Origin of the sequence: Bradyrhizobium canariense (assembly GCF_019402665.1) — a bacterium.
In the GTDB taxonomy this organism is placed as follows: domain Bacteria; phylum Pseudomonadota; class Alphaproteobacteria; order Rhizobiales; family Xanthobacteraceae; genus Bradyrhizobium; species Bradyrhizobium canariense.
The window spans coordinates 1-12,053 of the sequence record NZ_VSST01000024.1 but is presented as its reverse complement, the minus strand read 5'-3'; the positions used below and the strand labels follow the sequence as shown (position 1 = coordinate 12,053).

Below are 12,053 nucleotides of genomic sequence, written 5' to 3'. Positions count from 1 at the left end.
GTTCCTCTCCCACTAACCCCTTCCGCGATAGGGCGCGACGCCCTGCTCGGGCACCCACAATCCCTTGGGCGCGCGGCCGGTCTGCCAGAACACGTCGATCGGGATGCCGCCGCGCGGATACCAATAGCCGCCGATGCGCAAGAACTTCGGCTTGATCTCGCTTGCGATGCGCTTGCCGATCATCACCGTGCAATCCTCGTGGAAGGCGCCGTGATTGCGGAAGCTCGCGATGTAGAGCTTGAGCGATTTCGACTCCAGCAACCATTGGCCGGGGGCGTAGTCGATCATCAGATGTGCGAAATCCGGCTGTCCGGTGACCGGGCAGAGCGAGGTGAACTCGGGCACGGTGAAACGGACCAGATAATCGGTGCCTCCTTGCGGATTGGGCACGCGGTCGAGTTTTGCCTTCTCGGGCGCATCCGGCCATTCCACGGCGCGGCCAAGCTGCAAAGCAGGGGAGTTGTTCGATTTGCTGGGTTTTTTCGACATCAGGCCGCCTCCGTGGCGCCCTCTTAGCCAATCATCGTGCGGCCGTCACCCGGCCTTTTCCGTTTCGATGCATTGCGGTAGAAGCACCCCAACTGACTGCTTAGTCCCCGAAAAGAGGCCCTCATGACCGCCATCATCGACATCATCGGACGCGAAATCCTGGATAGCCGTGGCAATCCCACCGTCGAGGTCGACGTCGTGCTGGAAGATGGTGCGCTCGGCCGTGCCGCCGTGCCGTCAGGCGCCTCGACCGGTGCCCATGAGGCGGTGGAACTGCGCGACGGCGACAAGGCCCGCTATCTCGGCAAGGGCGTCACCAAGGCGGTCGGCGCCGTCAACGGCGAGATCTTCGAGGCGCTGAGCGGCCTCGATGTCGAGCAGCAGGCCCAGCTCGACCAGATCATGATCGACCTCGACGGCACGCCGAACAAGAGCCGGCTGGGCGCCAACGCCATCCTCGGCGTGTCGCTCGCCTGCGCCAAGGCGGCCGCGAACTCGCTCGACATGCCGCTGTACCGTTACGTCGGCGGCACCTCCGCGCGTCTCTTGCCGGTGCCGATGATGAACATCATCAATGGCGGAATGCACGCCGACAATCCGATCGACTTCCAGGAGTTCATGATCCTGCCGGTTGGCGCATCCTCCTTCGCCGAGGGCCTGCGCTACGGCGCCGAAGTCTTCCATACCCTGAAGTCGGAGCTGAAGAAGGCCGGCCACAACACCAATGTCGGCGACGAGGGCGGCTTTGCCCCGAACCTGCCGTCGGCGGACGCCGCGCTCGAATTCGTCATGAACGCGATCGGCAAGGCCGGCTACAAGGCGGGCTCCGACATCGTCATCGGCCTCGACTGCGCCTCGACCGAGTTCTTCAAGGACGGCAAGTACGTCTACGAAGGCGAGGGCAAGACCCGCTCGATCTCCGAGCAGGCGAAGTATCTCGCCGACCTGGTCTCGCGCTATCCGATCGTGACCATCGAGGACGGCATGTCGGAAGACGACATGGACGGCTGGAAGGAGTTGACCGACCTCGTCGGCAAGAAGTGCCAGCTCGTCGGCGACGATCTCTTCGTCACCAACGTCAAGCGGCTCGCTGAAGGCATCAAGGCCGGACGGGCCAACTCGATCCTGATCAAGGTCAACCAGATCGGCACGCTGACCGAGACTCTCGCCGCCGTCGAGATGGCGCACAAGGCCGGCTACACCTCGGTGATGTCGCACCGCTCCGGCGAGACCGAGGATTCCACCATCGCCGACCTCGCGGTCGCCACCAATTGCGGACAGATCAAGACCGGCTCCCTTGCGCGCTCCGATCGCACCGCCAAATACAACCAGCTCTTGCGCATCGAGCAGCAGCTCGGCAAGCAGGCGCTCTACGGCGGCAAGGCGGCACTGAAGGCGCTGGCATAAGCCAGCGCTCGGACAAGGACAGGGGAGGATCGACATGAGCGACGGCAAGAACGGCCTGCAACTGCGTTCGCTGATCAAGAAGAGCGGTGAGCTCGAAATCTCGCTGCTCGACGTGCCGACCCCCGAACCCGCCGCGGACGAGGTCGTCGTCCGCGTCGAGGCGGCGCCGATCAATCCGTCCGACCTCGGGCTCCTGATCGGCGCGGCCGACATGAGCACGGCAAAGGCTTCCGGCGACAAGAGCGCTCCCGTCATCACCGCCAAGGTGCCGGAAGCCGCGATGCGGGCGATGGCAGGCCGGCTCGACGAATCCATGCCGGTCGGTAACGAAGGCGCGGGCGTCGTGATCAGGACCGGCTCGTCCGATGCCGCGAAGGCGCTGATGGGCAAGACCGTCGCCATGATCGGCGGCGCGATGTACACGCAGTATCGCACGCTGAAAGTGCGCGAGTGCCTGCCGCTGCCGGAGGGCACCACGCCGGCCGAAGGTGCCTCCTGCTTCGTCAATCCGCTGACCGCGCTCGGCATGACCGAGACCATGCGGCGCGAGGGTCACAAGGCGCTGGTGCACACTGCGGCCGCATCCAATCTCGGCCAGATGCTGAACAAGATCTGCATCAAGGACGGGATCCCGCTGGTCAACATCGTGCGCAGCAAGGAGCAGGCCGACATCCTGCACAAGATCGGCGCCAAATATGTCGTCGATTCCACCGCGCCGAGCTTCCTCGGCGATCTCACCAATGCGCTGGTCGAGACCGGCGCCACCATCGCCTTCGACGCCATCGGCGGCGGCAAGCTCGCCGGCGACATCCTCAACTGCATGGAAGTCGCGATCAACAAGACCGCGAAGGAATACAGCCGCTACGGCTCCAACGTGCACAAGCAGGTCTACGTCTATGGCGCGCTCGATGTCCGCCCGATCGAGCTGCCGCGCGGCTTCGGCATGGCCTGGGGCGTCGGCGGCTGGCTGCTGTTTCCGTTCCTGATGAAGATCGGGCAGGCGGACGGGGCCAGGCTGCGCCAGCGCGTCGTCGACGAACTGAAGACCACGTTCGCCAGCCACTACACCAAGGTGGTATCGCTTTCCGAGGCGCTCGATCCCGCCAATATCGCGGTCTATGCCAAACGCGCCACCGGCGAAAAATTCCTCATCAACCCAAATAAATAATCGGCACGTGCGACGGCACGTCACCCAAAGAAGGTCTTGCCTTCTGAGCGAAGCGGGAGATTATTCCGCCGCCATCGAAAGCGGACAAATCCGCAAGGCGCGCTCAGAAGGGGACTTCTCCATGACCGATCTCAATCGCCGCCATCTGCTCGCAGGCGCCGCCGTCCTCGGTGCGGCTGCGATGACCAAGCTTGGATTGACCACCGCCAATGCCGCGGTGCCGCAAGCCGGCACGCAGGCGCCGGGCTTCTACCGCTACAAGGTCGGCAGCTACGAGTGCACCTCGATCAATGACGGTGCGCGCACTTTCCCGATGCCGGACAAGTTCGTCGTCAACGCGTCGAAGGAGGAAGCGCTGGCCGCGGGCGAGGCGGCCTACATGCCGAAGGGCATGGTCACGGTGCCGTTCAACCCGCAGCTCATCAACACCGGCTCCAAGCTCGTGCTGATCGATACCGGCAACGGTGTCGCCAATCTCGAGCCCAGCAAGGGCGAGGTCGGCCGCACGCTGCAGAACCTCCAGGCCGCCGGCGTCGACCCGAAGAGCATCGATGTCGTGCTGCTCTCGCATCTGCATCCCGACCACACCAACGGCATTCGTCTCGCCGACGGCGCGCTTGCCTTCCCCAATGCGGAGATCATGGTGCCGGGCAAGGACTGGGAGTTCTGGACCAGCGAGGACAACGCCGCCAAGGCCGAGTCCAACGCGATGATGAAGAACTACTTCGCCAACGTGAAGAAGACCTTTGCCGGCCTCGAATCCAAGGTGACGAAGTACGCCTGGGGCAAGGAGGTCGCGCCGGGCATCACCTCGATCGCGACGCCCGGTCACACCCCGGGGCACACCTCGTTCGCGGTCGCCTCCGGCGATGCCAAGGTGCTGATCCAGTCCGACGTCACCAACATCCCGGAGTTCTTCCTGCGCAATCCGGACTGGCATGTGGTGTTCGATACCGATGCTGCGCTGGCGCAGGAGACGCGTCACAAGTTCTACGACATTGCGGCGGCCGAGAAGGCGACCGTGATCGGCTTCCACTTCACGTTTCCCTCGGTCGGCCATGTCGAGAAGGACGGCGCCAAATATCGCCTGATCCCGTCGGCGTGGAATCCGACGATCTGAACCGATTTGCGGATTGCACCAACGACTCAGGCCGCCACTTGGCGGCCTGATGGTTTGGGCAACCGTTCAGAAACCCAGCGTTTCCAAATCCGACCGGTCCATGCACTTGCATCCATCACTCGGGATCGCTTAAGTGCCGCCCCGGCACTCCCGCTGAAGACTTCGAGGACACTCCATGGCCTACAATATCGTCACGATCGCCGGCAGCCTGCGCAAGGACAGCTTTTCGCTGAAGATCGCCAATGCGCTCGCCAAGCTCGCGCCGGCCTCGCTCAAGCTCGAGGTCATCACGCCGGCCGGCATCTCGTTCTTCAATCAGGACCTCGAGGGCGCGCCGCCGGCCGACTGGCTGTCTTTTCGCGAAAAGATCCAGAAGTCGGACGGCGTCATCTTCGTCACGCCGGAATACAATCGGGCGATCCCGGGCGTGCTGAAGAACGCCATCGACGTCGCCTCGCGGCCCTATGGCAAGAGCTCGTTCAACGGCAAGCCGGTCGGCATCATCGCGAACTCGCCGGGCCCGCTCGGCGGCGTCAGCGCCGCCAAGACGCTGCAGAACATCCTGCCGGGCATTTCCGGCCCGATCATGCAGCAGCCGGAGGCCTATCTGAACGGGGTGGGCGACGCGTTCGACGCTGAGGGCAACCTGACTAAGGAGTCCCTGAAGCCCGTGCTCCAGGCCTATATCGACGCGTTTGCGGTGCACGTCGCGAAGCATCACGGCTGAGGCCAAATCGCCCGCAGCCACAGCATAGGCCCTCATCCTGAGGAGAACGCGAAGCGTTCGTCTCGAAGGATGGCTCCGGGAAACTGCCGTGCCTTCATGGTTCTCGCGGCGATGCGAAGCATCGTCCGCGAGACGGCGCTTTGCGCCTCCTCGCCATGAGGGTCCGCTAGCGTCGCGCGCCGGGCCAGCGGCCGGAAATTAGCACGCCCTTAACCAACCTGTCCCATCTTCCCAAGATGGTCTCCCGCGCGCGCCTGAAATCGATCCTGACCGGTCTTGCCCTCTATGCGATGGCGGCTGCCATCGTCGGTTATTTCGGTGTCAACGCCTATACCGGCAAATACGGCCTCAACGCCCGCCAGGAGCTCGACCAGGAGATCGTGGCGCTGACCAGCGAGCTGGCTCAGCTCAAGCGCGAGCGTGCCAGGAGCGAGCAGCGCGTTTCGCTGCTGCGCTCCGCGAAGATCGACCCCGACATGCTGGACGAGCGGGCGCGCTTCCAGCTCGACTACGTCAATCCGCGCGATCTCGTCCGGACGATCCCGGCGAACTAACCACTCTTCCTAAAGTTGAAGACTTCCAAGTTGAAGCCTGGAACCGGACTGCCGCCTTGACGGCAGCGCCGCAAAGGGCTCATGGCTGCCAGCGCCATGGCCAGGGTTGACGCAGATCAACCGGGCCGTGCCGGCACCGTTTAGATTGCCACCTGGAGGAAACAGTGATGAATGGGCAATCCCCCCGGCATCACGCGGCCCGTGTCGAGGCCGCCATTACGTCAGGCCAGGCGGCACGCTCGTCGCTTGTGGCCTCGTGGCGCCGTTCGTCCAGATTGCATCGTCTCGATCCCGCAGGCCGCAGCTCACCGAACCGGCTGAGCGAAGCCGAGTTGCACCACGCGCGCGAGCGCATCGCGCCGCTGCTCGCCGCTGCGCGAGGTGCAATGGACCGGCTCTACCAGGCGGTCGGCGCCAGCGGCTGCTGCGTGCTGCTCGCCGACGGCGACGGCGTGCCGGTCGATCGCCGCGGCACCCCGGCGGACGATGCGACATTTCAGTCCTGGGGCCTCTGGACCGGCGCGGTCTGGAGCGAGGAGCATGAGGGCACCAACGGCATCGGTACCTGCCTCGTCGAGCAACGACCGCTGACGATCGACCGCGACCAGCATTTCTTTACCCGTAACACGCTTCTGAGCTGCACCGCCGTTCCGATCTTCGACCATGAGGCTGCGTTCGCGGGCGTGCTCGACGTCTCCTCCTGCCGCGCCGACCGCACTGACGTGTTTTCCAGTCTGATCGCGCTCGCGGCCGGTGAGGCGGCCAAGCGTATCGAAGCCGATCTGTTTCGCAGGGCCTTCGCCCACGCCCGCATCGTGCTGACGCAAGCTGCGGACGGCCAGTGCGGCGGCCTCGTTGCGGTCGATGCGGACGATCTCGTGATCGGCGCGACCAGGACTGCCCGGGCAGGACTGGGGCTCGCGCCGGGCCGGGCGTTGCGACCAGTGCCCGCGGCCGATCTCCTCGGCGGCGACACCGCGCGCGATCATCTTGCTGGCGGTCAGCGCGCGGTGTTGCAGCGGGCACTGCTGCGCGCCGGTGGCAACGTGTCGGCGGCCGCCAAGGCCCTCGGCGTCAGCCGCGCCACGCTGCACAGAAAACTCAAGCGGTTCGAGCTGAACGCGCATTGAGCTGCTGGTAGATATTCATGGTGAGGAGACCGCGAAGCGGTCGTCGCGAACCACAAGAGGCCCTGCTGTCACCACCAGCCATCCTTCGAGACGCGCGCACGAGCGCGCTCCTCAGGATGAGGTCAGTATGTGCGGCGGCATGACGTGCAGCCTCGACACCTGTCGCAGAACTGCGACAGGTCGGCTCCGTCATCGCTCCCATCAGGGCTGACAGAACACGCCTCCCGCGACATCGTTGGCGCAAGTCGCGACCACGCGACGAATTGCGCAAACAGCAAACATCGGGAGCGATCAATGAACAAGGTAGAATTCCTCAGCGTCACCAAAATTCCCTTCGCCGAACGCTACGACAATTTCATCGGCGGCAAATTCGTCGCGCCGATCGCCGGCAAGTATTTCGACAATGCCTCGCCGGTGACGGGCCAGATCGTCTGCAAGATCGCGCGCTCCGACGCGCAGGACGTCGAAGCAGCCCTCGATGCAGCGCATGCCGCGAAGGCCGCCTGGGGCCGCACCAGCGTCGCCGAGCGCGCCGCGATGCTGAACCGGATCGCCGACCGCATGGAAGACAATCTCGAGCGTCTCGCCATCGCCGAGACCTGGGACAACGGCAAGCCGATCCGCGAGACCCGCGCCGCCGACCTGCCGCTGGCGATCGACCACTTCCGTTATTTCGCCGGCGCCATCCGCGCCCAGGAAGGCAGTCTCTCCGAGATCGATCACGACACCGTCGCCTATCATTTCCACGAACCGCTCGGCGTGGTCGGCCAGATCATTCCTTGGAACTTCCCGCTGCTGATGGCCTGCTGGAAGCTCGCGCCCGCGCTCGCCGCCGACAATTGCGTTGTGCTCAAACCGGCCGAGCAGACCCCGGCCTCGATCATGGTCTGGGCCGAGATCATCGGCGACATTCTGCCGGCCGGCGTCCTCAACATCGTCAACGGCTTTGGGTTGGAAGCCGGCAAGCCGCTCGCGTCCAGCCCGCGCATCGCCAAGATCGCCTTCACCGGCGAGACCACGACGGGCCGGCTGATTATGCAATATGCCAGCCAGAACCTCATTCCCGTCACGCTCGAGCTAGGCGGCAAGTCGCCCAACATCTTCTTCAGCGACGTCACCGTCGAAGACGACGACTTCTTCGACAAGGCGATCGAAGGTTTCGTCATGTTCGCGCTGAACCAGGGCGAGGTCTGCACCTGTCCGAGCCGGGCGCTGGTCCATGCCGATATCTATGACCGCTTCATGGAGCGGGCGCTGAAGCGCGTCGCCGCGATCAAGCAGGGCGACCCGCGCGCGGCCGACACCATGATCGGCGCGCAGGCGTCGGGCGAGCAGCTCGCAAAAATTCTCTCCTACATCGACATCGGCAAGCAAGAGGGGGCAAAGGTGCTGGCCGGCGGCGGACGCGCCGAGCTTGGCGGCGATCTCGCCGGCGGCTTCTACGTCCAGCCGACCGTGTTCGAGGGCCACAACAAGATGCGCGTCTTCCAGGAGGAGATCTTCGGCCCCGTCGTTTCGGTCACGACCTTCAAGAGCGACGAAGAGGCGCTCGAGATCGCCAACGACACGCCCTATGGCCTGGGGGCCGGCGTCTGGAGCCGCGACGCCAACCGCTGCTATCGCTTCGGCCGGGCGATCCAGGCCGGCCGGGTCTGGACCAACTGCTACCATGCCTATCCCGCGCATGCGGCCTTCGGCGGCTACAAGCAGTCGGGCGTCGGGCGCGAGACCCACAAGATGATGCTCGATCACTACCAGCAGACCAAGAACCTGCTGGTCAGCTACAGCCCCAAGAAGCTCGGCTTCTTCTGATCGGGCGGGCGGAGAGGGCGGCGCCGTTCTGCGCCGCCCGTTCCAAATGTCGGGACCGCGTTGGCTCAACGTTGCTTGACGCGGCCACGAATCTGCGCGTGCGGCGACCGTGTCGATTTGTTGCCCGATCCGCGTCAAAGATTTTGCAATATTACGATCACGTTGCAGTGCGGCATAATGAAAGTCGTGCCATGCCGCCGCGGTGCTTTCCAAGGGCGTTTGACTTGGGTTAGAGAGGGCTGAAGTTTTCTCTGACCCGGAATTCCCATGGCCGCACCCAAGAAAGCCGCCGCAAGCACTGCACAGGACAAGACCGACGGCGGTTCGCCCCCGGAATTCACCAGAGAGCAGGAGCTCAAGGCGCTCCGCGACATGCTCCTGATCCGGCGGTTCGAGGAAAAGGCCGGCCAGCTCTACGGCATGGGCGCGATCGGCGGCTTCTGCCACCTTTATATCGGCCAGGAGGCCGTGGTGGTCGGGATGCAGATGGCCCTGAAGCCGGGCGATCAGGTCATCACCGGCTATCGCGATCACGGCCATATGCTCGCCACCGGCATGGAGGCCAACGGCGTCATGGCCGAGCTCACGGGCCGTCGCGGCGGCTATTCCAAGGGCAAGGGCGGCTCCATGCACATGTTCAGCAAGGAGAAGCACTTTTACGGCGGCCACGGCATCGTCGGCGCCCAGGTCTCGCTCGGCACCGGGCTCGCTTTCGCCAATCACTATCGCGACAACGACAATGTCAGCGTCACCTATTTCGGCGACGGTGCGGCCAACCAGGGCCAGGTCTATGAGAGCTTCAACATGGCGGAGCTCTGGAAGCTGCCGGTGATCTACGTCATCGAGAACAACCGCTACGCCATGGGCACTTCGGTCTCGCGCGCCTCGGCGCAGCAGGATTTCTCCAAGCGCGGCGCCTCCTTCAACATTCCCGGCCAGCAGGTCGACGGCATGGACGTCCGTGCCGTCAAGGCCGCCGGCGACGAAGCTGCGGCCTGGTGCCGCGCCGGCAAGGGACCCTTCATCCTGGAGATGCAGACCTACCGTTATCGCGGCCACTCGATGTCCGATCCCGCAAAGTACAGAACGCGCGAGGAGGTCGAGAAAGTCCGCCACGACCAGGATCCGATCGAGCAGGTGCGCAACCGCCTGTTGGCCGCCAAGGTCAGCGAGCAGGATCTGAAGGCGATCGACGCCGAGGTGCGCGACATCGTCAATGCGTCCGCCGATTTCGCCCAGCATGATCCCGAGCCGGATGCCGCCGAGCTCTGGACCGATATTTACCGCTGAACGCGCGCAAGCTTTCTTTTGGAGTCGATATGCCAATTCAAGTGCTGATGCCCGCGTTGTCGCCCACGATGGAGAAGGGCAACCTCTCCAAATGGCTGAAAAAAGAGGGTGAGACGATCAAGTCCGGCGACGTCATCGCCGAGATCGAGACAGACAAGGCGACCATGGAGGTCGAGGCGACCGATGAAGGTACGCTCGGCAAGATCCTGATCCCCGAGGGCACAGCCGACGTTGCCGTGAACACGCCGATTGCGACGATTCTCGCCGATGGCGAGAGTGCCGCCGATCTCGCCAAGGCGCCCGCTCCGCAGCAGAAGGCTGCCGAATCCGCAGCCCCCGCCGCTGCAAAAGCCGAAGCGCCAGCTCCCAAGGCTGCGCCGGCAGCGCAGGCCGTCGCAGAGCCCGACCCGGAAGTGCCTGCCGGCACCGAAATGGTGACGCAGACCATCCGCGAAGCCCTGCGCGATGCCATGGCCGAAGAGATGCGCCGTGACGCCGACGTCTTCGTGATGGGCGAAGAGGTCGCCGAATACCAAGGCGCCTACAAGGTGACGCAAGGGTTGCTTCAGGAATTCGGCGCCAAGCGCGTGATCGACACGCCGATCACCGAGCACGGCTTTGCCGGCATCGGAGTCGGCGCCGCGATGAGCGGGTTGAAGCCGATCGTCGAGTTCATGACCTTCAACTTCGCCATGCAGGCGATCGACCAGATCATCAACTCCGCGGCCAAGACGCTCTACATGTCCGGCGGCCAGATGGGCTGCTCGATCGTGTTCCGCGGGCCCAATGGCGCCGCTTCCCGCGTGGCCGCCCAGCACAGCCAGGATTATTCGTCCTGGTATTCCAATGTCCCGGGCCTCAAGGTCGTCGCGCCGTTCTCGGCCGCTGATTACAAGGGCCTGCTCAAGGCTGCGATCCGCGATCCCAACCCGGTGATCTTCCTCGAGAACGAGATGCTCTACGGTCACACTGGCGAGGTGCCGAAGCTCGACGATTTCGTGATTCCGATCGGCAAGGCGCGCATCGTGCGTTCCGGCAGCCATGTCACGATCATCTCGTGGTCGAACGGCATGAGCTACGCGCTGAAGGCCGCCGACGAACTCGCCAAGGACGGCATCGAGGCCGAAGTGATCGATCTGCGCACGCTGCGCCCGATGGACACCGAGACGATCGTCAACTCGGTCAAGAAGACCGGCCGCGCCGTCACGGTGGAAGAGGGCTGGGCCCAGAGCGGTGTCGGCGCCGAGATCGCCGCGCGAATCATGGAGCATGCCTTCGACTATCTGGATGCGCCTGTAACCCGCGTCTCCGGCAAGGACGTGCCGATGCCCTATGCCGCGAACCTGGAAAAGCTCGCGCTGCCCTCGGCTGCCGAAGTGGTCGAGGCCGCTAAAGCCGTCTGCTACAGGTAGACCATGGCGGGTCCGAAGGAGCAGCCATTACCACCCGACGTCCTCGTCCGCGATGATGCGGTCGAGATCCTGCGCGTGTTCGTGCTGGACGGCGGGCTGTCGATGGCGTTCCAGCGGGCCTTCGACGAACCCGACATGTGGGGCCTGCTGCTCGTCGATCTCGCCCGTCACGCCGCGCGCGCCTATGCGCGCGAGAGCGAATACACCGAGGAGGACGCGCTGAACCGGATCATCGAGATGTTCCAGGCCGAGATCGAGCGTCCCACCGACACCGGCACCACGACGCCGCGCGGGAAGGGGCACTGACCGTGGCGATCGAATCCTATCATTTCGATTTCATGCTGGAGGCGATCCGCGAGGCGGAAGCCTCGATCGCGCAAGGCGGCCTGCCGATCGGCGCCGTGCTGACCCGCGACAACAAGGTCATTGCCCGCGGCCACAACAACCGCGTGCAGGAGAACAATCCGATCCTGCACGGCGAGATGAGTTGCCTGCGCGAGGCGGGTGCGATTTCGTTCCACGATACCGTCATGTACACCACGCTGTCGCCATGCGCGATGTGTGCCGGTGCGCTCGCGCTGTTCAAGGTCAAGCTCGTGGTGATCGGAGAGTCCGTCACCTTCGAGGGCTCCAAGGACATTCTCGACAAGTTCGGCATCCCGTGGATCGACCTTGCGGACGACCGCTCCATCACAATGATGAAGAACTGGCGTTCCATCCCGGCCAATGAGCGCCTGTGGCAGGGCGACATCGGCAATTAAACCTGGTCTGTTCGTCTCCGGTCCGGAGACGGATTTTTGCAAAGTTCTTCTTGAGGTCAGCATGCCCATCAACATCCTGATGCCCGCTCTTTCGCCGACGATGGAGAAGGGCAACCTCGCCAAGTGGCTGAAGAAGGAAGGCGACAAGGTCAAATCCGGCGACGTCATCGCCGAGATCGAGAC

At 64.2% G+C, this 12,053-nt stretch carries 13 protein-coding genes; 12 read left to right on the top strand and 1 reads right to left on the bottom strand.

Annotated elements, in window-relative coordinates; all coding sequences use genetic code 11:
• Positions 1–12: 12 nt before the first annotated feature.
• Positions 13–489 carry a preQ(1) synthase gene (gene queF, locus FXB41_RS13845; RefSeq protein WP_007590611.1) on the bottom strand — a complete coding sequence of 159 codons (477 nt, stop codon included), beginning with the start codon at positions 487–489 and terminating at the stop codon, positions 13–15.
• A 123-nt stretch (positions 490–612) separates the two neighbouring features.
• Here queF and eno point away from each other — a divergent pair, with 123 nt between their 5' ends.
• From eno to FXB41_RS13785, 12 genes are all read left to right on the top strand, one after another.
• Positions 613–1,896 carry a phosphopyruvate hydratase gene (eno, locus tag FXB41_RS13840; protein ID WP_007590612.1) on the top strand — a complete coding sequence of 428 codons (1,284 nt, stop codon included), beginning with the start codon at positions 613–615 and terminating at the stop codon, positions 1,894–1,896.
• Positions 1,897–1,930: 34 nt separating this feature from the next.
• Entirely contained in the window at positions 1,931–3,064 is a 1,134-nt protein-coding gene (locus FXB41_RS13835) for a zinc-binding dehydrogenase (RefSeq protein ID WP_219682166.1), read from the top strand.
• Positions 3,065–3,185: 121 nt separating this feature from the next.
• Positions 3,186–4,184 carry an MBL fold metallo-hydrolase gene (locus FXB41_RS13830; protein ID WP_219682165.1) on the top strand — a complete coding sequence of 333 codons (999 nt, stop codon included), beginning with the start codon at positions 3,186–3,188 and terminating at the stop codon, positions 4,182–4,184.
• A 175-nt stretch (positions 4,185–4,359) separates the two neighbouring features.
• Positions 4,360–4,911 carry an NADPH-dependent FMN reductase gene (locus tag FXB41_RS13825; protein WP_219682164.1) on the top strand — a complete coding sequence of 184 codons (552 nt, stop codon included), beginning with the start codon at positions 4,360–4,362 and terminating at the stop codon, positions 4,909–4,911.
• Positions 4,912–5,147: 236 nt separating this feature from the next.
• Positions 5,148–5,465: an FtsB family cell division protein gene (locus FXB41_RS13820; RefSeq protein WP_007590617.1), complete on the top strand. Its 318-nt coding sequence runs from the start codon at positions 5,148–5,150 to the stop codon at positions 5,463–5,465.
• 167 nt (positions 5,466–5,632) lie between these two features.
• Positions 5,633–6,595 carry a helix-turn-helix domain-containing protein gene (locus FXB41_RS13815; protein WP_219682163.1) on the top strand — a complete coding sequence of 321 codons (963 nt, stop codon included), beginning with the start codon at positions 5,633–5,635 and terminating at the stop codon, positions 6,593–6,595.
• Positions 6,596–6,889: 294 nt separating this feature from the next.
• Entirely contained in the window at positions 6,890–8,407 is a 1,518-nt protein-coding gene (gene adh / locus FXB41_RS13810; RefSeq protein WP_219682162.1) for an aldehyde dehydrogenase, read from the top strand.
• A 267-nt stretch (positions 8,408–8,674) separates the two neighbouring features.
• Positions 8,675–9,697 (top strand): pyruvate dehydrogenase (acetyl-transferring) E1 component subunit alpha, encoded by a 1,023-nt coding sequence (gene pdhA, locus FXB41_RS13805; RefSeq protein WP_007590620.1) that lies wholly within the window; start codon positions 8,675–8,677, stop codon positions 9,695–9,697.
• A 29-nt stretch (positions 9,698–9,726) separates the two neighbouring features.
• A complete protein-coding gene (locus tag FXB41_RS13800) occupies positions 9,727–11,109 on the top strand; it encodes a pyruvate dehydrogenase complex E1 component subunit beta (RefSeq protein WP_219682161.1) in 1,383 nt (460 codons plus the stop codon).
• Positions 11,110–11,112: 3 nt separating this feature from the next.
• Positions 11,113–11,415 carry a DUF5076 domain-containing protein gene (locus tag FXB41_RS13795; RefSeq protein ID WP_007590623.1) on the top strand — a complete coding sequence of 101 codons (303 nt, stop codon included), beginning with the start codon at positions 11,113–11,115 and terminating at the stop codon, positions 11,413–11,415.
• Between the two features lie 2 nt (positions 11,416–11,417).
• A complete protein-coding gene (locus tag FXB41_RS13790) occupies positions 11,418–11,870 on the top strand; it encodes a nucleoside deaminase (protein WP_007590624.1) in 453 nt (150 codons plus the stop codon).
• A 61-nt stretch (positions 11,871–11,931) separates the two neighbouring features.
• Positions 11,932–12,053: biotin/lipoyl-containing protein (locus tag FXB41_RS13785; RefSeq protein ID WP_219682252.1), on the top strand; the 122-nt coding region annotated here is incomplete at its 3' end.